The sequence below is a fragment of the Exiguobacterium sp. s80 genome, assembly GCF_018618725.1.
GTDB classification, from domain to species: Bacteria; Bacillota; Bacilli; order Exiguobacteriales; family Exiguobacteriaceae; genus Exiguobacterium_A; species Exiguobacterium_A oxidotolerans.
In genome coordinates, this window is record NZ_JACSMP010000007.1 from 1 (window position 1) to 25,471 (window position 25,471).

27 protein-coding genes, 7 tRNA genes, 1 rRNA gene and 2 pseudogenes are annotated in these 25,471 nt (G+C 46.8%); 31 read left to right on the forward strand and 6 right to left on the reverse strand.

Annotated elements, in window-relative coordinates:
• The 17 genes from rrf to KNP94_RS11990 form a co-directional block, all read left to right on the forward strand.
• Nucleotides 1–98, forward strand: a 5S ribosomal RNA gene (gene rrf / locus KNP94_RS11910); the annotation flags it as partial.
• A gap of 16 nt (nucleotides 99–114) precedes the next feature.
• A tRNA-Asn gene (locus tag KNP94_RS11915) sits at nucleotides 115–189 on the forward strand.
• Between the two features lie 2 nt (nucleotides 190–191).
• Nucleotides 192–266, forward strand: a tRNA-Glu gene (locus KNP94_RS11920).
• Between the two features lie 9 nt (nucleotides 267–275).
• Nucleotides 276–348, forward strand: a tRNA-Thr gene (locus KNP94_RS11925).
• Between the two features lie 33 nt (nucleotides 349–381).
• Nucleotides 382–465: transfer RNA gene (locus KNP94_RS11930), tRNA-Tyr, on the forward strand.
• A gap of 4 nt (nucleotides 466–469) precedes the next feature.
• Nucleotides 470–542, forward strand: a tRNA-Lys gene (locus KNP94_RS11935).
• Between the two features lie 7 nt (nucleotides 543–549).
• Nucleotides 550–621: transfer RNA gene (locus tag KNP94_RS11940), tRNA-Gly, on the forward strand.
• Between the two features lie 16 nt (nucleotides 622–637).
• Nucleotides 638–713: transfer RNA gene (locus KNP94_RS11945), tRNA-Ala, on the forward strand.
• A gap of 221 nt (nucleotides 714–934) precedes the next feature.
• Nucleotides 935–1,843, forward strand: coding sequence for an arginase (rocF, locus tag KNP94_RS11950; RefSeq protein ID WP_215115710.1), 909 nt, complete (start codon nucleotides 935–937; stop codon nucleotides 1,841–1,843).
• A 125-nt stretch (nucleotides 1,844–1,968) separates the two neighbouring features.
• Nucleotides 1,969–2,532 (forward strand): RNA polymerase sigma factor SigW, encoded by a 564-nt coding sequence (sigW, locus tag KNP94_RS11955; RefSeq protein ID WP_214767576.1) that lies wholly within the window; start codon nucleotides 1,969–1,971, stop codon nucleotides 2,530–2,532.
• 16 nt (nucleotides 2,533–2,548) lie between these two features.
• On the forward strand, nucleotides 2,549–3,163 hold the full coding sequence (locus tag KNP94_RS11960; protein ID WP_088836017.1) for a polymer-forming cytoskeletal protein: 615 nt from the start codon (nucleotides 2,549–2,551) through the stop codon (nucleotides 3,161–3,163).
• Between the two features lie 115 nt (nucleotides 3,164–3,278).
• Entirely contained in the window at nucleotides 3,279–4,103 is an 825-nt protein-coding gene (gene cdaA / locus KNP94_RS11965; RefSeq protein ID WP_204251426.1) for a diadenylate cyclase CdaA, read from the forward strand.
• A complete protein-coding gene (locus KNP94_RS11970) occupies nucleotides 4,103–5,389 on the forward strand; it encodes a CdaR family protein (RefSeq protein WP_214803712.1) in 1,287 nt (428 codons plus the stop codon). The genes cdaA and KNP94_RS11970 overlap by 1 nt, the downstream gene beginning before the upstream one ends.
• Nucleotides 5,390–5,418: 29 nt before the next feature.
• Nucleotides 5,419–6,774 carry a phosphoglucosamine mutase gene (gene glmM / locus KNP94_RS11975; RefSeq protein ID WP_215115711.1) on the forward strand — a complete coding sequence of 452 codons (1,356 nt, stop codon included), beginning with the start codon at nucleotides 5,419–5,421 and terminating at the stop codon, nucleotides 6,772–6,774.
• Between the two features lie 601 nt (nucleotides 6,775–7,375).
• Nucleotides 7,376–9,172 carry a glutamine--fructose-6-phosphate transaminase (isomerizing) gene (glmS, locus tag KNP94_RS11980; protein ID WP_214894138.1) on the forward strand — a complete coding sequence of 599 codons (1,797 nt, stop codon included), beginning with the start codon at nucleotides 7,376–7,378 and terminating at the stop codon, nucleotides 9,170–9,172.
• A gap of 305 nt (nucleotides 9,173–9,477) precedes the next feature.
• Nucleotides 9,478–10,266 (forward strand): SMODS domain-containing nucleotidyltransferase, encoded by a 789-nt coding sequence (locus KNP94_RS11985; protein ID WP_215115712.1) that lies wholly within the window; start codon nucleotides 9,478–9,480, stop codon nucleotides 10,264–10,266.
• 12 nt (nucleotides 10,267–10,278) lie between these two features.
• Nucleotides 10,279–11,046 carry a hypothetical protein gene (locus KNP94_RS11990; protein ID WP_215115713.1) on the forward strand — a complete coding sequence of 256 codons (768 nt, stop codon included), beginning with the start codon at nucleotides 10,279–10,281 and terminating at the stop codon, nucleotides 11,044–11,046.
• Nucleotides 11,047–11,463: 417 nt separating this feature from the next.
• Here the strand turns inward: KNP94_RS11990 and KNP94_RS11995 are convergent, their stop codons facing one another.
• On the reverse strand, nucleotides 11,464–12,726 hold the full coding sequence (locus tag KNP94_RS11995) for a hypothetical protein (RefSeq protein ID WP_215115714.1): 1,263 nt from the start codon (nucleotides 12,724–12,726) through the stop codon (nucleotides 11,464–11,466).
• Nucleotides 12,727–12,845: 119 nt separating this feature from the next.
• Here KNP94_RS11995 and KNP94_RS12000 point away from each other — a divergent pair, with 119 nt between their 5' ends.
• Nucleotides 12,846–13,418 carry a hypothetical protein gene (locus KNP94_RS12000; protein ID WP_215115715.1) on the forward strand — a complete coding sequence of 191 codons (573 nt, stop codon included), beginning with the start codon at nucleotides 12,846–12,848 and terminating at the stop codon, nucleotides 13,416–13,418.
• Between the two features lie 61 nt (nucleotides 13,419–13,479).
• Nucleotides 13,480–13,957, forward strand: a pseudogene (locus KNP94_RS12005) (short chain dehydrogenase).
• A 44-nt stretch (nucleotides 13,958–14,001) separates the two neighbouring features.
• Here the strand turns inward: KNP94_RS12005 and KNP94_RS12010 are convergent.
• Entirely contained in the window at nucleotides 14,002–14,184 is a 183-nt protein-coding gene (locus KNP94_RS12010) for a hypothetical protein (RefSeq protein ID WP_159174053.1), read from the reverse strand.
• 136 nt (nucleotides 14,185–14,320) lie between these two features.
• Here KNP94_RS12010 and KNP94_RS12015 point away from each other — a divergent pair, with 136 nt between their 5' ends.
• From KNP94_RS12015 to KNP94_RS12025, 3 genes are all read left to right on the forward strand, one after another.
• Complete coding sequence (locus tag KNP94_RS12015) at nucleotides 14,321–14,881, forward strand: isochorismatase family protein (protein WP_215115716.1); 561 nt, start codon at nucleotides 14,321–14,323, stop codon at nucleotides 14,879–14,881.
• Between the two features lie 128 nt (nucleotides 14,882–15,009).
• Nucleotides 15,010–15,906 (forward strand): phosphotransferase family protein, encoded by an 897-nt coding sequence (locus tag KNP94_RS12020; RefSeq protein WP_215115717.1) that lies wholly within the window; start codon nucleotides 15,010–15,012, stop codon nucleotides 15,904–15,906.
• A gap of 67 nt (nucleotides 15,907–15,973) precedes the next feature.
• Complete coding sequence (locus KNP94_RS12025) at nucleotides 15,974–16,966, forward strand: NAD(P)/FAD-dependent oxidoreductase (protein WP_215115718.1); 993 nt, start codon at nucleotides 15,974–15,976, stop codon at nucleotides 16,964–16,966.
• Between the two features lie 38 nt (nucleotides 16,967–17,004).
• On the opposite strand, the gene KNP94_RS12030 is transcribed toward KNP94_RS12025, so the two are convergent.
• Entirely contained in the window at nucleotides 17,005–17,334 is a 330-nt protein-coding gene (locus KNP94_RS12030; protein WP_215115719.1) for a winged helix-turn-helix transcriptional regulator, read from the reverse strand.
• Nucleotides 17,335–17,463: 129 nt separating this feature from the next.
• On the opposite strand from KNP94_RS12030, the gene KNP94_RS12035 reads away from it, so the two are divergent.
• The gene (locus KNP94_RS12035; RefSeq protein ID WP_215115720.1) at nucleotides 17,464–18,321 is read left to right on the forward strand and encodes an SDR family oxidoreductase; all 858 of its coding nucleotides are present in this window, start codon (nucleotides 17,464–17,466) and stop codon (nucleotides 18,319–18,321) included.
• Between the two features lie 77 nt (nucleotides 18,322–18,398).
• A complete protein-coding gene (locus KNP94_RS12040) occupies nucleotides 18,399–19,250 on the forward strand; it encodes a PPK2 family polyphosphate kinase (RefSeq protein ID WP_214811478.1) in 852 nt (283 codons plus the stop codon).
• Nucleotides 19,251–19,407: 157 nt separating this feature from the next.
• On the opposite strand, the gene KNP94_RS12045 is transcribed toward KNP94_RS12040, so the two are convergent.
• Nucleotides 19,408–19,554, reverse strand: a complete 147-nt coding sequence (locus KNP94_RS12045; protein ID WP_215115721.1) for a hypothetical protein — start codon at nucleotides 19,552–19,554, stop codon at nucleotides 19,408–19,410.
• A gap of 114 nt (nucleotides 19,555–19,668) precedes the next feature.
• Here KNP94_RS12045 and KNP94_RS12050 point away from each other — a divergent pair.
• The 6 genes and pseudogenes from KNP94_RS12050 to KNP94_RS12075 all read left to right on the forward strand — a co-directional run bounded on the left by KNP94_RS12050 (nucleotide 19,669) and on the right by KNP94_RS12075 (nucleotide 22,988).
• Nucleotides 19,669–20,008, forward strand: a pseudogene (locus KNP94_RS12050) (zinc ribbon domain-containing protein YjdM).
• A 143-nt stretch (nucleotides 20,009–20,151) separates the two neighbouring features.
• Nucleotides 20,152–20,577 carry a DMT family transporter gene (locus tag KNP94_RS12055; protein ID WP_214802732.1) on the forward strand — a complete coding sequence of 142 codons (426 nt, stop codon included), beginning with the start codon at nucleotides 20,152–20,154 and terminating at the stop codon, nucleotides 20,575–20,577.
• Between the two features lie 12 nt (nucleotides 20,578–20,589).
• Nucleotides 20,590–21,258 carry a Crp/Fnr family transcriptional regulator gene (locus KNP94_RS12060; RefSeq protein WP_215115722.1) on the forward strand — a complete coding sequence of 223 codons (669 nt, stop codon included), beginning with the start codon at nucleotides 20,590–20,592 and terminating at the stop codon, nucleotides 21,256–21,258.
• A 12-nt stretch (nucleotides 21,259–21,270) separates the two neighbouring features.
• Nucleotides 21,271–21,741: a DMT family transporter gene (locus KNP94_RS12065; RefSeq protein WP_214894129.1), complete on the forward strand. Its 471-nt coding sequence runs from the start codon at nucleotides 21,271–21,273 to the stop codon at nucleotides 21,739–21,741.
• A gap of 3 nt (nucleotides 21,742–21,744) precedes the next feature.
• On the forward strand, nucleotides 21,745–22,446 hold the full coding sequence (locus tag KNP94_RS12070) for a YjjG family noncanonical pyrimidine nucleotidase (RefSeq protein WP_215115723.1): 702 nt from the start codon (nucleotides 21,745–21,747) through the stop codon (nucleotides 22,444–22,446).
• A 62-nt stretch (nucleotides 22,447–22,508) separates the two neighbouring features.
• A complete protein-coding gene (locus KNP94_RS12075; RefSeq protein WP_215115724.1) occupies nucleotides 22,509–22,988 on the forward strand; it encodes a GNAT family N-acetyltransferase in 480 nt (159 codons plus the stop codon).
• Between the two features lie 89 nt (nucleotides 22,989–23,077).
• Here KNP94_RS12075 and KNP94_RS12080 read toward each other — a convergent pair whose 3' ends face one another.
• Both KNP94_RS12080 and KNP94_RS12085 read right to left on the reverse strand, forming a co-directional pair.
• Nucleotides 23,078–23,644 (reverse strand): hypothetical protein, encoded by a 567-nt coding sequence (locus KNP94_RS12080; RefSeq protein WP_215115725.1) that lies wholly within the window; start codon nucleotides 23,642–23,644, stop codon nucleotides 23,078–23,080.
• A 46-nt stretch (nucleotides 23,645–23,690) separates the two neighbouring features.
• Entirely contained in the window at nucleotides 23,691–24,296 is a 606-nt protein-coding gene (locus KNP94_RS12085; protein ID WP_215115726.1) for a hypothetical protein, read from the reverse strand.
• Nucleotides 24,297–24,419: 123 nt separating this feature from the next.
• Here KNP94_RS12085 and KNP94_RS12090 point away from each other — a divergent pair, with 123 nt between their 5' ends.
• Entirely contained in the window at nucleotides 24,420–25,463 is a 1,044-nt protein-coding gene (locus KNP94_RS12090; protein WP_214894123.1) for a YcjF family protein, read from the forward strand.
• Nucleotides 25,464–25,471: the final 8 nt, after the last annotated feature.

Genomic DNA, 25,471 nt, shown 5'->3' on the forward strand with positions numbered 1-25,471 from the left:
GTGGTCACACCCGTTCCCATGCCGAACACGGAAGTTAAGCACTTGAACGCCGAAAGTAGTTGGGGGCTTCCCCCTGTGAGGATAGGACGTTGCCAGGCAATTTTGTTTTTTTATTCCGCAATAGCTCAGTGGTAGAGCAACCGGCTGTTAACCGGTAGGTCGTAGGTTCAAATCCTACTTGCGGAGCCAATGGCCCGTTGGTCAAGCGGTTAAGACACCGCCCTTTCACGGCGGTATCACGGGTTCGATTCCCGTACGGGTCACCATTTTATTGTGCCGGTGTAGCTCAGCTGGTAGAGCAACTGACTTGTAATCAGTAGGTCGCGGGTTCGACTCCTGTTGCCGGCACTGTTTTTTTAATTAAATTTTCCTAGACAAACTGGGGGGGTAGCGAAGTGGCTAAACGCGGCGGACTGTAAATCCGCTCCCTCGGGTTCGGCGGTTCGAATCCGCCCCCCCCCACCATGTCGAGCCATTAGCTCAGTTGGTAGAGCATCTGACTTTTAATCAGAGGGTCGCAGGTTCGAATCCTGCATGGCTCATTTTCTTGCGGAAGTAGTTCAGTGGTAGAATACGACCTTGCCAAGGTCGGGGTCGCGGGTTCGAATCCCGTCTTCCGCTTTTTGTTTATTTTTTTGGGGCCTTAGCTCAGCTGGGAGAGCGCCTGCCTTGCACGCAGGAGGTCAGCGGTTCGATCCCGCTAGGCTCCACCAAATTTTGCTTAAAGATCTTAAGCGAGTTTCGTTCGTCTTAAGTTTTTTTATACTTGAAATGCCTGTTAACCAGAGTACGTACGCGAAAGCATTGTGATTCCCTTCACAGTGCTTTTTTGTTGTCTTCTACTGTATAAAGATGCGTCATCTTGTCGAGTTGAACCAGCTGTATGTTACCGCTTACAATTAAGGTAACTTAATTAAGCAAAGGGGATGCGGGGATGAACATTGCATATATCAGCGTGCCATATCGTTACGGTCAAGGAAAGCCAGGAACAGAGCATGGTCCGGCAGCAGTCGAACAAGCAGGCCTATTTCAAACGTTAGCAACACATGGACAAGAAGCGGTCCGCTACGGGGAAGCGGCTGTCTTACCAGAAGACGCGGTACGTGAGGAAGATGCGAAGTTAAAGCGTCTCGAAGGAGTCGTCCATACGACGAATGATTTACAGCTACTTGTACATGATGCGCTGTCCGAACGACGTTTTCCGTTACTCGTCGGGGGCGACCACAGCATGGCAATCGGAACGATCGCAGGACTTCGTCGATCGATTCCGCGGCTCGGTGCAATTTGGTTCGATGCGCATGGCGATTTAAATACACCGGAAACGTCACCTACAGGTAATATTCACGGAATGCCACTCGCTGTTGCTCTTGGGGAAGGGCATCAGCGCCTAACGGAAATCGGTGGGACAGACGTCAAGTTACAACCGGAGCATCTTGTCTTTATCGGCTTGCGTGACGTCGATCCGGGAGAACAGGAATTGATTGATCGGCTTGGGATTCGCGTTTATGATATGGAAGCGATTCGGACACGGGGAATGGAAGCCATCATGAAGGAAGCGATTGCTTACCTGAACGAAACGACAGACGCATTTTACTTAAGTTTCGACATGGATGGTCTTGACCCGAGTTTAGTCGAAGGGACCGGGACGCGGGTTGCGGACGGTGTCATGTTAGAGGATGCTCAGACCGTCTTGAACTCTTGTGCGGAACAAGAAAACTTTATTGCAGCAGAGTTCGTCGAAGTGAATCCGTTGTTAGAAGAAGGGAACGGAACCGCGATTCTTGCGAACAGCTTGATTGGAAACCTACTTCAAGCGATGCAAAACCAACATTTAGTAAAATAATGGATAGAACTTGAACTCTTTTCATCGGGGTTCAAGTTTTTTTTGTTACAATTTAAATTGAGATGAAACATTTATCGGTCGACTCCGTATAAGAGATTGACCGCATAGAGCGGGGGGTATTTGAAGTGGAAGAAACAACACTACGCTTGATTGAGCGAGTGAAGCAAGGCGACCGGGATGCATTTGCGGCACTTGTTGATCTATATAAAGAAGGGGCATTTTTAGTTGCCTTCCGTGTATTACGTGATCGGATGGAAGCAGAAGATGCCACGCAAGAAGCCTTTATTCGCGTATTTACAAAGATTGAATCGTATAATGCACAATGGAAATTCCGTACGTGGCTCTACCGGATCGTGACGAATGTTTCAATTGACCGCTTACGGAAGAAACGTCCAGATTATTCCCTTGATGCCGAGATGTCAGGTACTGAAGGCTTGACGCTGTATTCCCAGCTTGAAAGTAAGGAGCAATTGCCAGAAGACCAAGTCGTTGATTCTGAAGAACGAAATGCTGTCGGGGACGCGATTGCCGCTTTACCTGAAAAGTATCGAATTCCACTCGTCTTGAAATATATTGAAGACCTTTCATTAAAGGAAATCAGTGAACTGATCGATTTACCAGTCGCCACAGTCAAAACTAGAATTCACCGTGGCCGAGAAGCGCTGAAGAAGCACTTCGGAACGCGGTGAGAAGGAGGATCTCACCATGACACGAGAACACGTAAACGAACGCATCCAAGATTATTTAGACCAAAACCAACCTCCAGAAGACTTTAAACAACTCGAAGCGGAGTTACGGGAGGCGAATGCGATGGACGACTTCGAAGAGTATCGACTCCTCGATGCACAGTTACGCACGCTTCCGAAGCCGAAGCTCTCGGCAGACTTTACATCCCGCGTGCTGGCACAACTGCCTGAACAGGTGGACACGTCGAATGTGACACCGCTTCGTAAACCTTCTCGTTTTGGAGGGAAGATGAAACAGTATCCACTCCTTGCAGCTGCCTCGATCTTTGCGTTACTTTCGGTCGGTAGCCTCGGGGGGTACATGACGCAAGAAGATAAAGACTTGTCGTATACGAACGCTCCCGGTATCGTCGCTGAAAATGGCGAAGTTGTTGTTCCAAAAGGAGTGACGGTCAATCAAGATTTATACGTTGAAGGCGGCAATGTCCGGATTGAAGGCAAAGTCAATGGAGACGTCATGACCGTTGACGGGACGGCTTACACAGCCAGTGCCGGAAACGTGACTGGAGAAATTAAAGAAATCGATCAGTTGTTCGAACGCGTCTGGTACGGAATCAAACGAATCTTTGATTAATCAGTTGGGGCGAGTCTAACTCGCCCCTTTGTGCTATAATGAAAGCTGTTTAAATTAGATGAGATAGGGGGCACGGTTGGTGAATTACTTCAACTGGCAACCACTTCAATTTCAAATGTTGAAACTGGGCGAAAACGTACACTGGTACGATTATATTAATGATGTGCTTGATATCGCGGTCGTGACATTCGTCATTTACCGCCTGATGATTATCGTCAAAGGCACAAAAGCGGTTCAATTGATTAAAGGGATTTCTGTCATTTTGATCAGCTGGTTCTTAAGCGGCTTCTTCGGACTGAAGACCTTACAATTTCTATTGAATCAAATCATCACCTATGGATTACTCGGGATTATCATCATCTTCCAGCCAGAGCTCCGTCGAGGACTGGAGCACCTGGGACGAACGAGTAAATTCTTTTCACGGAGTGCCATCAGTGATGAAGATGAACAAACGCGAATCGTCGACGCACTCGTTTCGTCAGCACAATACATGTCGAAACGCCGGATTGGTGCGCTCGTCACGTTTGAACGGGAAACCGGTCTCAGTGAATATGTCGAGACGGGGATTCCGCTCGGTTCTCAAATTACGAGTCAGCTTTTGATTAACCTCTTTATCCCGAACACGCCGTTGCATGATGGTGCGGTCATCGTTCAGCAAGGCAAACTTGCGGCAGCGGCTTGTTATTTACCGCTCTCAGAAAGTGCCCACATCTCTAAAGATCTCGGGACGCGTCACCGGGCCGCGATTGGTGTCAGTGAAGTTACGGATAGTGTCACGCTTGTCGTATCGGAAGAGACGGGAGGCGTATCTCTCGCAATCAATGGTCGTCTTTACCGGGAACTCGACGAAGATTCGCTTCGGACGAAGTTGCTTGAGACGCTCGTCAAAGTCGAACCGGCGAATACGTCCTTCTTTAACTGGATGGGGGCGAAAAAATAATGTTCGAAAAGTGGTTCAATGAACGATGGTTTTTACGAATCGTTGCGGTACTACTTGCTGTGATGCTCTATTTGATGGTCGCAGGCTCGAGTTCGAGCGGGAAAAGTGACGCGGCGAGTCTATTGCCGATCGCTGGTCAGGGCTCGACGACGTTTGACGTACCGGTCACAGTGAATTATGATGAATCGCAGTGGGTCGCCTATAATATTCCAACTACAATCGAAACGACGGTCAAAGGACCATCGAGTAGCTTGACGATGCTTCGCCTCGTCAAAGACTTTGGTCTATCGTTAGATTTAGAGGGACTCGACCCTGGGTACCACCGTGTTCGTGTGACAGCGAATGGATTTGGAAAAGATGTTGAAGTGACACCGAAACAGGAGACGGTCGAAGTTTTTCTTGATAAAAAAGTCACGAAACAAGTCCCGGTTCAAGTCGCTTTACTCAACAAAAATAAAATCGCCGAAGGGTATGTCGTCGGTGAAGCACAACCGAGTAAACAAACGGTTGCTGTGACAGGAGGAGCAGAAAAGCTCCAAGCCATCACATCGATTCAAGTCCCGATCGACGTGACGGGTCGCGCGTCGACTTTCATGGAGTCGTTCAACGTCAAAGCGACGGATACGAACGGAAACGCGATTAACGCGACGTACGATCCGGAACAGCTTGAAGTGACAGTTCCTGTCTATAAGGAAAGTAAGACGGTCCCGATCAACGTTAAAACAACAGGTAGCGTCAAAAAAGGCTACAAGGTCGTCAAGATCGTTCCCGTCGTCACGGAAGCACGTCTGTACGGAACGAAGGAAGAATTGACGCGAATCGGTTCAGTCGATACAAAGGCAATCTCACTAAAAGATTTGACGAAGACGACCGATAAGACGATCGAACTCGTCGAACCGGATAATGTGACGGCAATGGATCCGACTTCGATTACGGTCAGTATCGTCGTCGAGAAAGAAAATGCTAAATCGACGACGGAAACGGTCGAGGAGCGAGCAGAGAAGACGATTACAGGTGTTCCTGTGACGCTTAACGGTTTCGACGAGTCGAAGTATACAATTGACTATGCTGAAACGATTGATCTCGTCGTCCGTGGCAGCGAAGCGGACTTAGCTTCGATTGATGCAACCGACATCAAGGCTGTCATCGACGTAACAGGATTAAAAGAAGGCACACACGGCTTACCGATTTCATATCAGACATCTAAAGCATTCGATGTCTTACGACCGGATAACATGGACGTCACGTTAAAGACGATTCCCCGGACATCGGTACAGACCAATTAAAACCAATCAGTGAAATGAGGAAATAGCACATGGGTAAGTATTTTGGAACTGACGGCGTCCGCGGCGTCGCAAACGTAGAATTGACACCGGAACTCGCCTACCGTCTTGGACGGATTGGCGGATACGTGTTGACGAAACACGAGAGCACACGTCCGAAAGTCTTAATCGGACGCGATACACGCGTCTCGGGTCAAATGCTTGAGAACGCGATGATCGCAGGATTGTTATCAATCGGCGCGGAAGTTATGCGCCTTGGTGTCATCTCGACACCGGGCGTCGCATACTTGACGAAGACGATGGATGCGACTGCAGGCGTCATGATTTCAGCGTCACATAATCCAGTCGAAGACAACGGCATCAAGTTCTTCGGAACAGACGGATTTAAACTCAATGATGCAACAGAACTTGAAATCGAAGCATTGCTCGACGAAACAGAGGACACACTCCCGCGACCAGCAGGGAAAGAACTTGGTTTCGTTCACGATTATTATGAAGGTGCGCAAAAATACCTCCATATGCTTCGTCAAACATCGGATGAAGATTTTTCTGGGATTCATGTCGCAATTGATGGCGCGCACGGCGCGACATCAAGCCTTGCACCACGTTTGTTCGGTGACCTCGAAGCAGAAGTCTCAACGATCGGTACAACACCAAACGGCTTGAACATCAACGATGGTGTCGGCTCAACACATCCCGAGCACCTCGCGGCATTCGTCAAAGAAAAAAATGCCGACGTCGGTCTCTCGTTTGACGGTGACGGCGATCGCTTGATTGCAGTCGATGAAAATGGGGATATCGTCGATGGCGATAAAATCATGTTCATCTGTGGAAAATACTTGAACGAAATCGGTCGTTTGAAAGATAACACGATTGTCGCGACAGTCATGAGTAACCTCGGCTTCCATAAAACAGTCGCAGAACACGGCATGACAGCCTTACAAACGGCAGTCGGTGACCGTTACGTCGTCGAAGAGATGCGTAAAAACGACTACACGCTCGGTGGCGAACAGTCAGGTCACATCATCTTCATGGATTACTCGACGACAGGAGACGGCATGTTGTCCGGCGTTCAGTTGCTCCAAATCATGAAGGCGACAGGCAAGAAGTTATCGGAACTCGCAGCCGAGATGCCGATCTTCCCGCAACGTCTTGTCAACATTCGTGTATCAGATAAGAATGGGGCAATGAACGGTCCTGCCGTTCAAGCGATCATTGCGGAAGTCGAAGCGGAAATGGCTGGAAACGGTCGGATTCTCGTTCGTGCGTCTGGAACAGAACCACTTGTCCGTGTCATGGCGGAAGCAGAGTCGCAAGAAGCATGTGACATGTACGTCGAACGGATCGCGAACGTCGTTCGTGAAAACTACGCGTTACAAGAAAATTGAGTCGACGAAAAAGGAGTAGCTTCGTGCTGCTCCTTTTTTGTTCGGCTAATGGACGAACTTTTAAGGAGGGAACTCGTCACGAACCCATTGTCCCTCTGCCCGCTTTTCTCAGGCGGAACGCAAGCCGCGGTCAGCTTAGGCTGCCCGGGTCTCGCCTGTTCCTGTCGGAAGCAGAGCTTCCTTTTCCTGTAGAAGTCGGACAGGGACACGGGTTCGTTCGAAGGTGGAGAAGTAATATAAAGATGAACGATTCTTTTTTTTACAAAATCTAGGTATTAGAGGTATTGTTTAGAAAGATATCGGGAATAGTTACAAATACGTTACCTTCCTTGCTTTTTCCAATTAAAGTTCGTATGATTGTAAAGTCGGACAGAAACGGAGTCGGACAGAAACAGAAGCGCCAGGGCTGACTATGTGATAGGCAGCTGACGAGGTGGAGGTTTATCGAATCATTCGGCGGATGCCTCCCGGTACCTTATCAGTACCGTAAACTTACTTGAAATCGTCTAAGTGATTAGACGGACAAACAAGCAAGTGCTGATAACTCTCGACAAGAGCCGTTTCCTCTTCAGGGAAATACTTGATATGGGAGAGAATCAATATGTGCGGAATCGTAGGTATGATCGGAGAAGTTAACACGAAAGAAATTTTACTAAAGGGTCTCGAAAAACTCGAGTACCGCGGTTATGACTCGGCAGGTCTTGCGTTCGTCAATGACGGCGTTCAGGTTCATAAAGAAGTCGGTCGCATCGCTGCGCTACGCGAAGTCGTCCCTGCAGATGCAGACGGTACAGTAGGAATCGGTCACACACGTTGGGCAACACACGGCGTACCAAGTGTCCCGAACGCCCACCCACACCAAAGTGCATCATCACGCTTTACACTCGTGCATAACGGTGTCATCGAAAACGATGAGCAGTTAAAAGCAGAACTCAATGTCGATTTACTCAGCGACACGGATACAGAAGTCATCGTTCAGATGATTGAAAAGAACTTTGACGCAACAGGTGATGTCACGGAAGCCTTCCGTCAAACACTTCGTATGCTCCACGGTTCGTATGCGCTCGCATTGATCGATGCAGAAAACCCGGACGTTCTTTATATCGCAAAAAATAAATCACCACTTCTCGTCGGTCTCGGAGACGGTACGTTCAACGTCGTTGCGTCTGACGCAATGGCCATGCTTCAAGTAACGGATCAGTTCGTTGAGTTACATGACGGTGAAATGATTATCTTAACGCGTGACAGTGTCACAATCCAGGACTTAGACGGAAACGTCCAAGAGCGTGACGCGTATACAGCTGAAATCGATGCATCAGATATCGAAAAAGGCACGTACGCGCACTATATGCTTAAAGAAATGGACGAGCAGCCGGCAGTTATCCGGAACATCGTTCAGAAGTACCAAAACGAAGCTGGCGACATCACACTCGATCAGTCGGTCCGTGATTTAGTCCTCGGACGTGACCGTGTCTACATCATCGGTTGCGGAACAAGCTACCATGCAGGATTAATCGGAAAACAATTGATCGAACAAATCGCGGGGATTCCGACAGAGGTCCACATCTCGTCTGAATTCGGCTACAACATGCCGCTTTTGACAGAGAAACCACTCTTCCTCTTCCTTTCACAATCAGGTGAAACAGCGGACAGCCGTGCGGTTCTCGTCGAAGCGAAAAAACTCGGTCACCCGGCACTGACAATCACGAACGTTGCAGGATCTACTCTGTCACGTGAAGCGAACGCAACACTCTTGTTGCATGCCGGTCCTGAAATCGCGGTTGCCTCTACAAAAGCATACACAGCGCAAATCGCTGTTCTTGCCGTCCTTGCGTTTGACCTCGCTCAAGCAAAAGGCGTCGACGTCAACTTCGATCTCATGAAAGAACTCGGTAAAATTTCAAGCGCGATGGAATCTGTCATGTCACAAAAAGAACGGTTCCAAGAGATCGCTTCAGAATACTTGTCTGAATCACGCAATGCGTTCTTCATCGGTCGCGGTCAAGATGCGTATGTCGGAATGGAAGGGGCCCTCAAGCTCAAAGAAATTTCGTACATCCAGGCAGAAGGTTATGCCGGCGGCGAATTGAAACACGGTCCAATCGCTTTGATTGAAGATAATACACCGGTCATCGCCCTCGTGACACAACCACACGTTCACCTCAACAACCGAGGCAACGTTAAGGAAGTCGTCGCACGTGGCGCGAACGCATGTGTCATCGCTTCAGAAGGTCTCGAATTGCCGACGGATGCATTCGTCATCCCGTCAGTCGAGCCGCTCTTGTCACCATTACTTTCAGTCTTACCACTTCAGTTGATCTCGTACTACGCGGCACTCGGCCGTGATTGCGACGTCGACAAGCCACGTAACTTGGCGAAATCGGTAACGGTTGAGTAAAAAGATTTGTACCTGCAAAATTAAGTTTTTCTGTAGTAAAATTCTTGATCAAATTAAATGTACTTTCACACGAGGGAAATCGGAATTATTATCCGATTCACCTCGTGTTTTTTTTAGTTGAAAAAGTGAGGAATAACGGAGTAGAGATGAAGTATCTCCAATAAAAAGGTTTCGAGATATGCGTTTATGAATAATGAGAGTTAGAAGAATATTATAAATGATATAATAGAAATTGGAATTGATTACGATTTATACAAGTGAAATTGATTTCGATTTTCTGGGATTTTATTAAAGGGGGGAATTTTGTGACAGTGCAATCACATTTAGATAATTTAGCAAGCCTATTGAACTTGAAAGAAGTTGAAAAAGAAAAAGTAAGGACTTCTATTGAAACTTTGTCGAGTCGACTGGATTATTATTTTGGAAGTCAATTGACAGAACACTTTAAATTTGGTTCATATACTAGAGGGACAATACTTCCAAGAAAAGCTGATAAATATTCAGATGTTGATTATATGTTAATTTTTGAAAATCCTTATGGCTACAAACCGCAAACATTAATGAATCATATCAGAAAGTTTGTAAATCATTATTACAGAGCTTCTGAAATATCGCAATCTCATCCAACTATAGTACTTGAGTTAAACCATATTCGCTTCGAGTTAGTACCTGCTAAAAAAGATTTGTGGGGAATGATTTATATACCTTCAAGAAAATCGCTTTATGAAGAATGGATTTCTACCGAACCAAATGTATTTAATCAAAAATTGACAACAGCTAACATTCAATATAACTCAAAGATAAAACCATTAGTACGATTAATGAAGTATTGGAATAGAATCAACGGGGGACATTTGTCATCATATGAATTAGAAAATTGGATTGCTGGAAATAACTATTGGGGAAATATTACTTTGAAAGAGTATGTTTATGATGTTTTTGAAAAATTAACTCCTTCTTATACAGACTCTCAAGCGTATAAAAGTAAATTGGAGCGTGCCAAGAAGATTATACAATCAACTAAAGAGTATGAAAAAAGTGGAATGCTATATACTGCTGAATCCGAAATAAAAAAATTATTCCCTGACTTTTAAGGAGATTAATATATGACTAATGAGCGTGTTGATACAGTAGAGAATTACTTTAAAAGGGTGTCTATTATAAGCAAGGTAAGTAATATACTTTTTTGGTGCTCCATAATATTATCATTTGCGATATTTTTTTCTGAAGAGTATTTAGGCTTAAATATTCTGTTAACAGTGTTCTTTATTCTTATAACAGTTTTATATTTTATTTTTAGTAATTGGCTGAGTTTATTTTTATTAAGAGAAGCACAGAACCGTAGGCGCGTTCATTTACTGTCAGATTCGCTTGGGTCAAAACTTGATGATGAGGAAACTAACCTATATTACAATAACCCAGAGTTGCCTTCGTTATATCGATTAGGTATGAATGTATTTGAGAATAGCTTGTTTACACTCAGAGTTACTGAAAAAATAGCTATAATGGAGAGGTTAAAGATAATCTTATATTTGATTGTGTGGATATCTTTAATGTTGGTTAGAGAAACAGACTTAAATTTAATTTCAATAGTTGCCCAAACGATATTCACAACTGGAATATTAATATCATGGATTAAATTAGAAATTCTCAGGTTCACATCTGAAAAAATCTTTAAAGAATTCAGGCAACTATTTTTAACTAATGGAATCGAAAAAAATGATAAAGTAATACCGATTATTTTAAATTTAGTTTTTAGTTACGAAACTACGGTGGCAAGTATGGGAGTTCATTTATCAAGTAAGATATTTCATTCTATAAACCCAAACGTTTCCACAGAATGGGAAACAGTAAAAAGAAATATAGGATTATGATTTGTTCCTGGAGAACTGTTGGTGTACCTGTAAAATTAAGTTGTTCTTTAGCAAAACAAACTGTATTCTCGGTCAAATAAAACGTTCCCTAACATGAACGGAAATCGGATGGTGATTTCGATTTCCGTTCATGTTTTTTATTGGATAAAAAGAGTGAGGAAGAGCATGGAACAAAGTAAAAAAATGAAGAGAAAATCTAGTGTTTTTAATAAAAAAAACTAATTTATCTAAAAAATACGGAAGTCAGTCAGGGCGAAATTTTAAACTAAGAGTAGAGAACGACTTTATTTTACAGGTACAAAAATTAGATGAATTTTTTAAATCCCATTAGATAAAGAACTTTTGAAAGAATTTTCAAATGAATAAAACCAATCCGAAATTGGGTAGACAATGCTCTGTCCCAACTTTCGGATTGGCCTATTTTAATCGATGAATCGTATGAATACCGCCGGTCGCATCAAAATCTATTCTCAAATCTACAGGTTTGGGAATCGAGGTGTAATCTTGTCCTTTCAGTTGATCAATGTGATCGGTAACAATCAATTTATTAGAACGTATTTTTTCCTGATGATAGGTTAGCTGTTTATCGATATTTTCTTTTTTGCTGGTGATTGTTTTATTTCTTCTGAAGGTTGCATCAAGACTGATATGTTTATCGTTTAATATTTTTTCAAATTCGTCATGGTATTCGGTAATTTGCTGGTGATATTTTTCGATATCCGACAACCTCATCGCATTTGTCTGTGAATCCTGATTCCAGTCATTCATGATTTTTAAGCAAATTGACATGACTTCCAAGTTTCCGTATCCAATCAGTACAGTTTGCTCAAATGATGCGGCGAGTTCTTTTATCTCATCAACCGTTTTATCTAATTTGAATGTTGTTTTTTCTTCAATTTCGTTAGCGCTTCTGACTAAAAAATCTAACTCCGGTAAAACCGACTCCAGCTCTTTATAAGAGATGGCTGCCATGTCTTCTAATTTTATCGAATATCGTTCTTCTTCATCAGGGATACTTGACAGAATCGAACGAAGATATTTGATATGACCTTTGATGATACCTGCTTTATCATTTTTGGATTGACGAATTAATGTATCGACCTTTCGATTCAAAGATGTAAGTTGTTGATTAATCCGGTCCAAGTGTTCTTGAGCAGTGATCATGGTCGCGACTCCAAGAGCTAAATTCGCCAATTGAGCCGGATTGATTTTTTTAATATCTTGAATTTCGAATTTTGCGTGATGTCTGATTCTATGTTGATGATCAACGGCAAGTGCTCTAAATTGATCCACCGATCCCTTTGCCTTCATGATTCGTAATTCACCGGATGTCAGCTTGGCGAGAGCTTCTTCACTGAATTTGATGATGACTCTCTGTTCTTTTTGGATGAGATTTTTGGCATGTGGTGAAAGTTTAATAATATTACCAAGCTGGTCTTTTAGACGCTTTGTTACGATTAATGATTCGGAATGATGATACGAGGTCGTATCAGTTGAGGCATACGACTCAATTTCCCAGGGAAGTTCATCGGCATGAAGTTCCTGAACGATTGTTTGTGAAGTAACGGACGGAAGCACCGAATCCGTTACAGCATCACGACGACTGAATTTACGAAAAAGCAAATAACTCAAGAGAAGTAATATGACGATTACAGTTATGATTCCTAAAGCGTTGTCCATGCGAAGCCGCCTCTCATCAATAGTTTGAATGTAACCTGTAAATATATAGTACCTCATTCTGTCGTTAAAATGATAAGTTGATAAAAGACAGAAACGATGTATGGAGGAGGAAACAACACGTGAACATAAAATGGAACTGGGCAGGCGCGTTTCCACAATCTTGTACGGATGATGTTCGAGTCGTCACACGTCTTCTACCGCGCCGGCTCTTTAGAACGGTGACCTGGGGAACGATTGATGTCATGTTTTTTGGGGAATCATTAATTCTTCCATCACGCCTGTATTTAAATGAAGTAAAAGAAGAAAAAATGCAAACTCTGACGGATCGTCAACGGTGGATATTGTACTGCATGTATACCCGTCATCACGATGGGTTCATCCGTGAAAAATATGTTCAACGCCTAAAACGGGAACAGGCAAAAACAGACTGGGTCCTGCTTTATTTAATTGAACTGACAGGCGAATACGTCCGCGAGATTCTCGAACGAATCGAACAGGTGTTACATATATGGTCGGAAGCAGAGATGAAAACGTTCGCCCAGGCAAACAACCGCTATCTTGAACGAATTGAGCGACGGATCATCAGTTACTGGGATGTATATCATCGGACGATTTACCCAGTCTTATGGGATCCGGCCTATGTCGGCTTTCGGATTGCTCGGTTCTATCGCACGTATCGTGCTCTTTCTTGAAAACGACTCCCGGTTTCCGGTAGGCTGAACACGTAGAGAATAGCAGAAGGAGGACGAATGGATGAGAATTTTAGTAGTTGGAGCAAGTGGAACAATCGGGCAAGCCATCGTCGCGCAATTAGGGGAGCGGCATGAGATTATCCGGACCGTTGACGGATTTGACACCGGCGTTAAACCAGATTGGAATCGACAGTAAGTTGAAGGGACAGGTCAATCTCGTCCTGCTTGGTTTGGAGACGGTTCGGGATGGGGGCAGCTTCACGTTGACGACCGGTATCATGATGGACGATCCGATTCGGCAAGGCGCGTCAGCGGCCCTTGCGAACGGCGGGGTCAAAGCGTTTGTTCATGCCGCGGCGATTGAGATGCCACGTGGTATCCGGATCAACAGTGTCAGTCCAAACGTTTTGATTGAGTCGCTCGACAAGTACGGACCATTTTTCCGTGGATTCGAAGCTGTTCCGGCATCGCGTGGCGCGACAGCATTTGAGAAAAGCGTCGAAGGGGCACAGACCGGACAAAACTACGAAGTCTATTGAATCCAACAAGACCGTTCACTTGTATCAAGTGGACGGTCTATTTGTCAGCTCATCATTGACTGGATGTAGAAGAAGCTTAACAGAACAAGTGAAATCAGCAGGCAGACGAAGAAATTACGGATGAATATCCGTCGCGTGACACGACGATTCATGATCATCTTATCGAGAAACAGATTAACAGCTAAGACAATCACGAAGATCACAAAAAAGAGTGGCAATAGGTCCATATGTAACATCCTTTCTATCGTTTTATTTAACGAATCCGATCAAAGAAAGTTTCACAAAAGTTGGAAATTCATCAGAAAAACAGGACTTCTTGCGGATGGTATGGAAGGGAGAAGCAAACAAAGGGGGCAGAGAACGATGCGACAAGCGGTACTCATTATTGATTTTCAACAGGATCTCGTCGAAGGTACGGCAGAAGAGTCAGGGGTTCATGCGAAAGATGCCGTCAGTCAGGTCATCAATCAAGTCGTGCAAGAAGCCTGCGATCAGGATCATGCCGTCGTCTTCATCCGGGATCTTGATGTCGCGGACGGAAACGGACCGGGGTTTGCTGTACACGCCTCGATTCAGATTCCAGATCAGGCGGTGACGTTTGATAAAGCTGCAACGAATGCGTTTCACGGGACACCACTGCTTGAGTATCTGAATGAACGACAAATCGAACATATCGTCATCCTCGGCTGCAAGACGGAACACTGCATCGATACCGCGGTCCGCAGTGCAACCGTCAACGGATTTGATGTGACGCTCGTTGCGGACGGACATACGACGAACGGTTCCGATGTCTTATCAGCAGAGTTGATGATTGCCCACCACAATCAAGTCTTGCACGGACACTACAATGTCGAACATTTTGCGGTTGTCCGGCCGTCAACGGAGAAGTTATTTGAACCGATCCACGATCAGCACAGAACATAAAGGAGTGAAGTTATGATTGAACTGCGAAAGATAAAAGAGACTGTTTATTTAACCTATCAGACGCTCGGTACAGCCGCGATTGACGGACTGCCCGGTGAAATCCTTGAAAAACGACTGGGGGATGCATTATGACCCGCGAAGAGTGGATTCAATCGTTTGATCTCGATGTAGCGGAGATTTTTTCTGTCACGGATTCGTACAGTTCCGAAGTCGACCGGCTGGTTCTGCGTGACGGGCGGACTGTTTTTTTAAAGCGACCCTATACGGCTGATAAATGGTACCGGGAGCACGGATGGCTGACGTATTTGGCCGACCGTGTCGCCGTTCCGAAAATCCTTGCAGAAGCACCGCCAACGCCGCAGACGACGGGAGCTTTCGTACTGGAGGCATTAGCCGGTGCGACAATCGAGACGGTGACACCGACACTAGCCACACAAATCGGACAGCTTCACGCGACTTTACATACCTGTACGCATGAGACCTATGGTGATTTTGAACAAAACGGCTTCACCGCGTTTACCTCACAGGACTGGCGTGTCTTCCGAAATGCGAAGATGACCTCATTCGAGCCGGCGATTCAACAAGTTTTGCCGCCTGCCCTTTATCAAGCCGCCTTTACAGAATTAAAACGGCGTGAACGTGAGTTACCGGAACCGTCGCGTCCGGTCGCCGTCCATCTCGATTTCCGGCTCGGGAATCTGCTCGCAGACGGCGGAAACCTCACTGGACTGATCGACTTTGAAACTTCACGTTTCGGAGCGACGGAGATCGACTTCACGAAACTCGACCGGGACGTATTCCAAGGTGGCAGCGCTCTGCTGAATGCTTATCAAAACGGATACGGTCAAATTCGGACACCGGAACCGATTGAAGTTTATTTGCCGTACTACCGTCTGTTTGAAGCACTGACGGGAATCGGTTGGTGCGTCCAGCGTGGGTTAGCGCAGCACCAACAGTTTTTTAACAACAACCATGCCCGCTTATTAATTGAACTCGAACGGACGAGCATATTCGAAGAACGTTAAAAGACGTGATTTGACAGTCAAACCGCTATACTTGTGGAAATGAAGCAAGTGGAGGGGAATGTATCAGATGGAACAACCAAAACGAATCGGAATTATCGGTGGCGGACTTGCGGGGACGTTCGCTGCCCGTCAATTACAAGTCGAAGGATACGAGGTCGAGATCATCGAAAAAAGCCAAAGTGTCGGGGGACGCATGGCGACACGACGAATCGATCGGGGAACGGCGGACCACGGAGCTGTCTTTTTCACCGTCCGGACGGATGAACTGGCGCAGGAAGTCGATGAATGGCTCGAACGCGGATTGATCCGGAAATGGTTCGGTGATGATTTTCCACGATATATCGCGATTAACGGGATGAATCAACTCGTTCAGTCGATTGCACGCGGGATTCCGGTCCACTTGAATGAACAGGTCGGACGGATTGAAGCGGATGCAACCACGCTCCGGACGATTGCAGATAGCCGGACACGGGTCTATGACGCGATGCTCGTGACAGCACCGGTTCCGCAAGCCTATGACTTACTGCAAGCGTCCCGGCTGACGCTTGACGCAGCCGATCACGCAGCGTTAGGCCGCGTCACGTTCGAACCGACATTCGTCGGCCTGTTTGAACTGAAAGACCCACTCGAAATTGGGGAGGTCGGTCTGGCGGACGATGGACTTGTCCCCGGGATGCTGAAGCTCGTCAACAACGCAGAAAAAGAAATCTCGGCGACGCCGTTACTGAGTGTCTACATGACGGGTGAGTGGAGTGAAGCCTGGTATGAAAAAGGAGAGGCAGTCACGCTTGCTGAAATCGAACGGCTCCTGCAAGCGCAACTCGGTCCCGTCGAACTTGTTTCCCGTCAATTAAAACGATGGCGTTACGCCCAGGCACGCGATGTTTTCCACACGCCGTTTCTAAAACTGAATCACCATCCGCTCTGGCTTGCTGGGGATGCCTTCCTTGACGCGGATGATGCCTCGGGACGGACACGGGTTGAGAGTGCCGTCATATCCGGTCTGCGGGTCGCAGCGACAATTGATGCGCATTTTAAGCAACACGTTCTGACGAAATGAAGTAAAAGCAGGAGTATGCGACATGGCATGCTCCTTTATTATTGATCAGATTCTGAAATGTGCGACATGCTCCAAGCAGCCATTGCATCTAAAATCGGCAAAAAACTAAGTCCCGTGTCGGACAATGAGTATTCGACCTTTATCGGGACTTCCCGGTAGACTTTTCGAAGCAACATGCCATCCTGCTCAAGTTCGCGTAGTTGACGTGTTAAGATGCCCTTAGAAATCCCGGGCAGCAGACGTTGTAAGGCGCCAAAGCGTTGTGTTCCTTGTTTGAGATGCCACAGGATGAGGATTTTCCATTTACCAGAAATGATGGTTTGCACATGAGTGACCGGACAAGCCGTCCGCTGTTCGGTAAGATTCATTTAGTGTCCTCCTCCAATGGTTCTGTTTAGGTGACCAAGTATCTAAAAGGTGCCTACTAGGATTAGTGTACCACCTGTAATAAGATTAGGTACAGGATAGGCATTTGATAGAAAAAGGAGCGAATACCCATGAAGCTATTGATTACAGGAGCAACTGGAAAACTAGGAACTAAGATTGTCGATCATCTGTTAGGGCGGATCAGTGCGGACGACCTTGTCGTCAGTGTCCGAAATGTCGAAAAAGCAGCGAATCTCAAAGAACGTGGTGTCGAAGTCCGTCATGGAGATTTTGATGTGCCAAATACGTTAGCAACGACCTTTGCAGGGATTGATCGTTTGTTGATCATTTCAACGGACGGGGAAGAAGCTACACGGATCCGGCAACACACGGTAGCAGTCGAGGCAGCACAGGCTGCAGGCGTCGGCCTGATTGCCTACACGAGTATTGCCAATGCACAAGCAAGTCAAAATTTCTTGGCACGGACGCACCAGGTAACAGAACGATTGATTGAACAGACAGGTATCCCATATGTTTTCTTCCGGAACAACTGGTATCTTGAAAACGAGCAGGCGACGATTGACGCCGTACGTAACGGAGCAGACTGGCTGACCGCAGCGGGTGACGGAAAAGTCGGCTGGGCGTTGCAGGACGACTATGCAGAAGCAATCGCTACTGTTTTGACAACAGATGCTCCAAAACAAGCTATCTATGAACTGTCGGGTCCATTGTTGACACAAACAGAAATCGCCGAGGCACTCGGAGCGGTTCTTGCTCGACCTGTCACTGTTCAACAAGTGGATGTAGCAACGTATGCTGATATCATGAAACAAGCGGGTCTCCCGGACTTCCTCATCCCGATGCTTGTCTCGATTCAAGAAGGGATTGCAAACGATACGCTTGCTGTTGAAAGTCAGGACTTTGCACAAATTCTCGGTCGCCCACCTGTCGTAATCAACGATGCATTAGAACGATTGATTAAAAGATAAGTTCATTTGAACGGGTTTTCCGAAGTCCTTCTCAGGGTATTCTTTTGAGAGTGAGCGAAAGTTAGAGGAGGATTCAAATGGACATCAAAAAATATCGAGTCGCTCCGGATGCGAACGTCAGTTTAGCTGATTACCAAACGTCTGATCCGGACCGGATTTCTGAAGAACAATTACTCAAGACATACATTCCAGATAGCGTCGAGGAATTGAAAGAGCTACATTGGCGGCTTCATGCAGAAGAAAAACAAGGTATTTTAGTCGTCCTGCAGGCAATCGATGCCGGTGGGAAAGATGAAGCGATCAGCTATATCTTTTCAAACCTGAATGCCCAAGGCTTAAAGACGATCTCGGTCAAGAAACCGTCAGAAGAAGAACAAAAACACGATTTTCTATGGCGGATTCATGACGGGTTGCCGGCCAAAGGAGAAGTCGGCATTTTAAATCGCTCGTATTATGAAGATGTCATCGCACCGCGTATTCATAACCTGCTTGAGGAGGAAGAACTCCCGAACGATCAAGACGTTTGGCAGATGCGGTACCGGCAAATCAATGACTTCGAGCAGTACCTGGTCGAGAACGGCGTCCGTGTCGTCAAGTTTCTCTTCAATGTTTCGAAGGACAAACAAAAGGAACGGTTGCTCGAACGGATGAAAGACCCGAAAAAGAACTTCGAGTTTTCGTTCAGTGACGTTGAGGAGCGGGAACATTGGGATGAGTATCAAGACATCTTTGCCGATTTGATTTCAAACACATCAACGGAAAATGCGCCATGGTACGTGCTACCGGCCGATGATGACTGGTTCGGACGTTACATCGTGACAGAAGTCATGAACGACGTTTTACGCGATATCGATCCGCAGTTTCCTGAAGTGTCGGACGAGGATCAAGAAAAACTAGATGAAGCAATCAAAAAGCTGGAAAATGAATAATCAAAACCGTTCATCGTCAGACGATGAACGGTTTTTTAGGCTGTAGACAAAGTTCTATCGGGAGATAAAGCGTCGCGTTTCGTTGACTCCTACGGGGGAAGAAACGAAACGTGACGCTTAGGTAATACCGTGACAGAAATCCAGTCATGCAGACGGTTTAGAGCGCAATCCGTCTCGAATCGCTTTTAAAGCGAAAAGCAATCGGTCGCGACCCTGCAGCTTTGCTGTAGCGGCGCGGAAGATTGCCGCTTTGAAGACGAGGCGAGACAGGGCAGCGCGAACGGATTGCCTCTCGTTCTAGCATATTCACGCTTCATAAGAGGTTGTCTAAGCATTTTTTTAATTTGTTATTTTCGTTTTTGTCAGATACGTTATACTAAACAGGGAAGAAACGATGAACAATTTGGAGGAATCACACATGACTGAATATCCAAACTGTCCGAACTGTGGATCGAGCTATACATTATGAAGACGGAAATCTGTTCGTCTGCCCGGAATGTGCCCATGAATGGACGCAGGCGGAAGCGGACGTGACGGAAGAGACGGCGGTCATCCGTGACGCGAACGGAAACGAATTGCATGACGGCGACACGATTACGGTCATCAAAGACTTGAAGGTCAAAGGGACATCGCTCGTCGTCAAACAAGGAACCCGTGTCAAAGGGATCCGTCTCGTCGAGGGAGACCACGACATCGATTGCAAGATTGATGGACTCGGCGCAATGAAGCTGAAATCCGAGTTCGTTAAAAAAATCTGATGTACAAAACCGCCAGTCAAGTCGACATGGCGGTTTTGTGTTTTCGACGAATGAATTTATGTTCAGGACAAATGTCCTTTATCAATCATCCACCGTCGTTTTAGGATAGGATGAAAGAAGATAACGAAAGGAAGGCGATACAGATGCGAGGCATCCTTTTTGCAATCAGCGGCGGTTTTTTTCTGACGCTCCAAAGTGTCGCCAATGCCCGAATCAGTGATGGAATCGGGACCTGGCAGGCAGCGACCGTGACCCAAATGACAGGCTTCATCGTCGCCTTATTGATCACATTCGCCTTACGCGACCGGACGTTTCAAGAGATGCGTCACGTCAAGCCGCTTTATCTATCAGGAGGCGCACTGGCGGCGGCTGTTTTGTTCAGTAATATCACAGCCGTGCATTTGATGGGTGTGACATTGACGATTTCACTCTTTTTGATCGCCCAGCTCGGTCTGGCCCTTTTGATTGACTGGAACGGTTGGTTCGGAATGATGAAACGTCGGTTGCAGCTGCCGCAAGTCATCGGAATTTTGTTGATGGTCGGCGGTGTCTTAATCTTGAAACTATAAGGAGGGATTCGCGTGGAGGATGAGCGACTTGCGACATACTTGGACCGTTTTCAATTGACGCATGTCTTTGACGAGCGCTTACGCCGTCATCTCGAACGTGTCGAGGTCGAACCGGGCGAATACTTGTGCCAGCAGGGCGATGACGCGAAACAGCTGTACTTGCTCGTCGAAGGAAAGTTGAAGATCACACATATGTCAGCGGCAGGACGACGGCTCGTTCTTTCCTTCAAGCATCCGTTCGATCTGGTCGGCGATATCGAATATGTCCGCCGTATCCCCTTGATGAACACGGTCGAGGCTGTAACGCCGGTCCAAGTCTTCCGGATCAGTTACGCGGCACTTGAACAGGTCGGAACGGATAATCCGGCGTTCTTACGTTTTTTGCTCGAGACGATCACGATGAAGTTCGAACTGAAATCGCACTCGATGAGCTTTAATCTTTTATATCCGGTCGAAGTCCGGCTCGCGAGTTATCTGTTGTCGATGACACCGGAAAAACAAACTCTGCCGGTCACGGATTTAGTCGATGCAGCGGATTTGATCGGGACGAGCTACCGGCATCTGAACCGGGTGTTACTCCAGTTCAGCCGGGAGGGATTGATTGACCGGACGAAACGGACGATTGAGATCATCGACCGCGCGGGTTTAATGGAACGTGTCGGGGAAAGTATTTATGAATAGGAGGCAAGCACGATGACACTTGGGATTTTACTCGCCTTATTTGGCGGGATGCTCGTCTGTATGCAAAACACCTTTAACGCCAAAGTCAAAGAACGGGTCGGAGCCTGGGCAACGACGACGTTAGTCCTTGGACTCGGCTTTCTCGCTTCGCTGACGATTGGATTGCTCGTTGAAGGGACGGCACTTTTTTCATTGGCCGGCATGCAGCCGTGGTTTTGGTTCAGCGGCATCATCGGAGTCGGTGTCGTCCTGTCTGTGACGCAAGGCGTCCAGCAACTCGGACCGAGCTACGCGATTTCGATTGTCATGGTCTCACAAATCCTCTTTGCCCTGCTCTGGGACACGCTCGGATGGTTCGGTCTCGAACAGGTCGCTTTCACATGGACGAAGGCAGTCGGTGTTCTCTTGATTGGCGGCGGGGTGCTTTTGTTTCAACTCGGCGGGAAGCTGACAGAAAAACGGATCTTACGAAAAGGAGCATGACGAATGAACTATACAACATTACTCTTTGATATCGATCATACTTTACTTGATTTTGACGCAACGGAACGCTGGGCGCTGCGAAAACTATTCGCGGACGAACAGCTCGAATGGACGGAAGAACGTGAAACCCGGTACCGGTCCATTAACAAAGCCTTATGGGCAGCCCTCGAACGGGGGGAAGTGACGCGAGACGCAGTCATCTCGGAACGTTTCGTGACGTTTTTTGCAGAGCAGGGACGGGTGGTCGACGGAAAACAGATGGATGAGCGCTACCGGACGTATCTCGGTCAAGGAACGGATTTGATTGACGGAGCACACGAATTACTCGGGCAGTTAAAAGGACATTACCGGCTCTACGTCGTGACGAACGGCGTCTCGCGGACACAACATGCACGGCTCGCTGGTTCAGGACTGTTGCCGTACTTCGATCAGATTTTTGTTTCCGAAGACACGGGCTATCAAAAACCGATGCGTGCTTTCTTTACGTATGTGTTCGACCGGATTCCGGCATTCCGTCCGGAGCAGACACTGCTCATCGGTGACTCCCTGACTGCAGATATCCAAGGCGGCATTTCGGCCGGAATTGACACATGTTGGTTCAATCCAAGTCAGGGAACGGCTCCCGTTGAATTGACGCCGACCTATACCATTGAACGGCTCGAACAGTTGCTTGATCTGTTGCGGACGACGGAACGAGTCCGCTGACGAAAATAGGTCAAGATTGTTTGACGCGAAGCGATAAAAGACTAGAAAAGGAGGATGTTGTTATGAATCTACGAGCGATGACCGCAGCAGATTATCCGGAAGTCGGTCGGATTTACCAACAGGGGATCGAGACGCAGAATGCGACGTTCCGAACGGAAGTACCGTCGTTTGACTACTGGGATGCCCATCACCATCGCCATAGCCGGATTGTTGCAGAAGAAGCGGGACGGCTACTCGGTTGGGTCGCCATCAGTCCGTTTTCGTCGATTCCGGCCTATGCCGGTGTTGCCGAAGTCAGTTTGTATATCGATGAAGACGCACGGGGAAAAGGAGTCGGGGCGGTATTGATGCAGGCGGTCATTACGTCGAGTGAAGCAGCAGGCATCTGGACGCTGCACTCGCAAATCTTTCCGGAAAACACCGCCAGCCTCAAACTCCATCAACGGTTCGGTTTCCGTGAAGTCGGTCGTCGGGAACGGATTGGACAGTTGGCTGGTGTCTGGCGGGATACCGTGTTACTTGAACGGAGAAGTAATATTTAAAAAACGGCTGACGCAAAAGTCGATTTCTACACAACTAAGGGTGGCAGATATTAAGTCTGCCACCCTTAGTCTCGTTCAAATGGAGTCACTTATGATTCAAGTGGAGATAACACGAGTGCAAAAACCCGCTCGTCTTTCTTGACATCGATGTCCTGAGGACCGTGAATATCACTGAACGAACTCGTCTTGATTTCACTGCCAGTGTTCGTGGACAAGCGACGAAGCGTCAATACATCGTAATCGCTGATGGTGAATGTGTCTCCTTGAGCTTGCATGCTAAGGGCAACCGGTTTTTGTTTTAATGCTTCGTTGGCACGCATGATTCCACCTTCAAAGCTCGCTCCAAAACGAATGTATTTTGCGGTGGAAGACTGCGTAATACGGAGCGTTGTATCATAGTCATCCGGAGAGATTTCCATTGAAAAAAGTGTCCGCTCCTTGTGATTCGGTAAAAATTCAACCCATCTTAGCAAATAGGCCTTACTCAATTTACCATCCAAATGAAAAGCGGCGATGTCTTGATCATTGATTTCTGCAAAGGCTTCTTCACCGGCTTTTATTCCAATTGGTGTCACAGTCAGGCGATCGTTTTCAGGTGAGAGACAGCCACTCAGTAATAGAGTGGCGAATAAGCAAGCAATGCCAAATTTTTTCATGCAGGAACACATCATTTCTTAAGAAGATTGTAGGAACGTCATATTTTTACTTCTGATTGGATAATACAATTCCGAAAATCCGCTCTCCTTTTTTGAGTGGCACGTCAGCGGGACGCGTGACCTCATTTAAATTAAATCCACGCATTTCCTCATTTTTCGACAGATGGTAGACCATCAAAAGATTATAAGGGGTCGCCGTAGCCGTTTTTGAGCGGAAGTCGGTACCGCGAACGATGTAATCGTCGAGATGCGTAAACGTGTCGTCACCGAAGAGTACCGTCTCACCGACATCAATCCCGAATTGAATCAGGTCATCCGAGAACGACTGGGAAAACCGGATCGTGGTATCGTACTTTTTCGGTTCAAGTTCCATCGAGAAGAGTACATGTTCTTGTTTGTTCGGGAGGTATTCGACACCCTTTAGCCAGTGGGTCGTCTTTACTGTTCCTTTTAACTGAACGGCACCAATCTGTTGGTTGGCAAGTGCCGCGAATTTTTCTTCTCCTTCTGTGACGGACAGGGGAGCGAGGGTGAATGTAGAAGCAGCCTGGGTGACAGGTGCTTTTTTCGTGGCGGATTCGATTTGATCGTGGTTTTGGCTACACCCCGTCAAGATAAGAGCGGCAAGTGGTATGTACATCCAGTTTTTCATAGAAAAAGCCCCTTCCTTCGCTTGTTGGAAACATTATCCATCACCAAGCTTATCGTTTTCCTTGGATGATTTCAATGAAGAACGGGAAAAGACTGACAGCACATATTTTCAGGAGGGGTAACGATGGACGATTTTTTTGGTGAGGGACTTGAGACCAATGAACAGAAACGGAAGTCAAAGCTTGAGGAAGTATTTGACCAATCGTTTGAAGCAGAACGGCGCGACTTTAACCAGTCGCTCAATCAAGAAGTGACCGTCGCCCTGATTGGCGACGTCAATGCCGGTAAATCGTCGACGCTCAATGCAATCCTCGGACGTGATGTTGCGACGGTCGGAGCGCAACCGGGTGAAACGACACGCATCGATCAAATCCGGCAGCACCCGGAAGATAAGGTCATCTTCGTCGATACGCCGGGACTCAATGACGCGAACAGCTTAAATTCGGATACGACATGGCAATTTTACGAGAGTGCTGACGTCATTTTGTATTTCTTGAATGCAGCGGGGACCGTCTTATCGGAGACGGAAACAAAAAATTTCAATAAGATTTATGCCCATAATAAAAACATCATCATCGTCGTGACGAAGATTGATGCGACGAACGACTTAGAGACCGTCACCCGGCACATCGAAACGAAGTTACCGGGACCGACCCTTGTCCCTGTATCAGCGAAGGATGGGACGAATATCGACCGCTTGCGGCGTGAGGTCCTCGATATCCTAAAAAAGTTCGACAAGGATAATCTGTTTGTCCGCGAAATCGATCCTTCGTTACGGGGGAAAATCGCTAACAACTGGATTGTCGGGGCCGGGACGGCGGCTGGTGCAATCGGAGCGGTCCCGTTCCCGGGCGCGGACATCATTCCGTTGACGTCGATTCAAATCGGTTTGATGCTGAAGCTGTCGAACTTATATGAACGGAACTTATCGAAAGAAAGTGCGAAAGAGTTACTTGTCGTGACAATCGTCGGCAATTCAGGAAAAACGGCTTTTCGCCAACTGGCGAAGATGGTGCCCGGGTACGGGGCTGTATTCGGAGCGGGTATCGCCTCGACGGCGACGCTCGCACTTGGTTACGGAACAAAATATGCGTACGAGAACAAACTCGAACTGACACCGGAAAGTCTGATAGGATTTGTGAAACGATTCCGAAAAAAATCGGAGTGAGCAAAATT

What these genes read in the sequence shown, in the direction of transcription:
- rocF (WP_215115710.1), top strand. Translation starts at nt 935, where the DNA reads ATGAACATTGCATATATCAGCGTGCCATATCGTTACGGTCAAGGAAAG.
- KNP94_RS11960 (WP_088836017.1), top strand. Translation starts at nt 2,549, where the DNA reads ATGACACGAGAACACGTAAACGAACGCATCCAAGATTATTTAGACCAA.
- cdaA (WP_204251426.1), top strand. Translation starts at nt 3,279, where the DNA reads ATGTTGAAACTGGGCGAAAACGTACACTGGTACGATTATATTAATGAT.
- KNP94_RS11970 (WP_214803712.1), top strand. Translation starts at nt 4,103, where the DNA reads ATGTTCGAAAAGTGGTTCAATGAACGATGGTTTTTACGAATCGTTGCG.
- glmM (WP_215115711.1), top strand. Translation starts at nt 5,419, where the DNA reads ATGGGTAAGTATTTTGGAACTGACGGCGTCCGCGGCGTCGCAAACGTA.
- glmS (WP_214894138.1), top strand. Translation starts at nt 7,376, where the DNA reads ATGTGCGGAATCGTAGGTATGATCGGAGAAGTTAACACGAAAGAAATT.
- KNP94_RS11990 (WP_215115713.1), top strand. Translation starts at nt 10,279, where the DNA reads ATGACTAATGAGCGTGTTGATACAGTAGAGAATTACTTTAAAAGGGTG.
- KNP94_RS11995 (WP_215115714.1), bottom strand. Translation starts at nt 12,726, where the DNA reads ATGGACAACGCTTTAGGAATCATAACTGTAATCGTCATATTACTTCTC.
- KNP94_RS12010 (WP_159174053.1), bottom strand. Translation starts at nt 14,184, where the DNA reads ATGGACCTATTGCCACTCTTTTTTGTGATCTTCGTGATTGTCTTAGCT.
- KNP94_RS12015 (WP_215115716.1), top strand. Translation starts at nt 14,321, where the DNA reads ATGCGACAAGCGGTACTCATTATTGATTTTCAACAGGATCTCGTCGAA.
- KNP94_RS12020 (WP_215115717.1), top strand. Translation starts at nt 15,010, where the DNA reads ATGACCCGCGAAGAGTGGATTCAATCGTTTGATCTCGATGTAGCGGAG.
- KNP94_RS12025 (WP_215115718.1), top strand. Translation starts at nt 15,974, where the DNA reads ATGGAACAACCAAAACGAATCGGAATTATCGGTGGCGGACTTGCGGGG.
- KNP94_RS12030 (WP_215115719.1), bottom strand. Translation starts at nt 17,334, where the DNA reads ATGAATCTTACCGAACAGCGGACGGCTTGTCCGGTCACTCATGTGCAA.
- KNP94_RS12035 (WP_215115720.1), top strand. Translation starts at nt 17,464, where the DNA reads ATGAAGCTATTGATTACAGGAGCAACTGGAAAACTAGGAACTAAGATT.
- KNP94_RS12040 (WP_214811478.1), top strand. Translation starts at nt 18,399, where the DNA reads ATGGACATCAAAAAATATCGAGTCGCTCCGGATGCGAACGTCAGTTTA.
- KNP94_RS12045 (WP_215115721.1), bottom strand. Translation starts at nt 19,554, where the DNA reads ATGCTAGAACGAGAGGCAATCCGTTCGCGCTGCCCTGTCTCGCCTCGT.
- KNP94_RS12055 (WP_214802732.1), top strand. Translation starts at nt 20,152, where the DNA reads ATGCGAGGCATCCTTTTTGCAATCAGCGGCGGTTTTTTTCTGACGCTC.
- KNP94_RS12065 (WP_214894129.1), top strand. Translation starts at nt 21,271, where the DNA reads ATGACACTTGGGATTTTACTCGCCTTATTTGGCGGGATGCTCGTCTGT.
- KNP94_RS12070 (WP_215115723.1), top strand. Translation starts at nt 21,745, where the DNA reads ATGAACTATACAACATTACTCTTTGATATCGATCATACTTTACTTGAT.
- KNP94_RS12075 (WP_215115724.1), top strand. Translation starts at nt 22,509, where the DNA reads ATGAATCTACGAGCGATGACCGCAGCAGATTATCCGGAAGTCGGTCGG.
- KNP94_RS12080 (WP_215115725.1), bottom strand. Translation starts at nt 23,644, where the DNA reads ATGAAAAAATTTGGCATTGCTTGCTTATTCGCCACTCTATTACTGAGT.
- KNP94_RS12085 (WP_215115726.1), bottom strand. Translation starts at nt 24,296, where the DNA reads ATGAAAAACTGGATGTACATACCACTTGCCGCTCTTATCTTGACGGGG.
- KNP94_RS12090 (WP_214894123.1), top strand. Translation starts at nt 24,420, where the DNA reads ATGGACGATTTTTTTGGTGAGGGACTTGAGACCAATGAACAGAAACGG.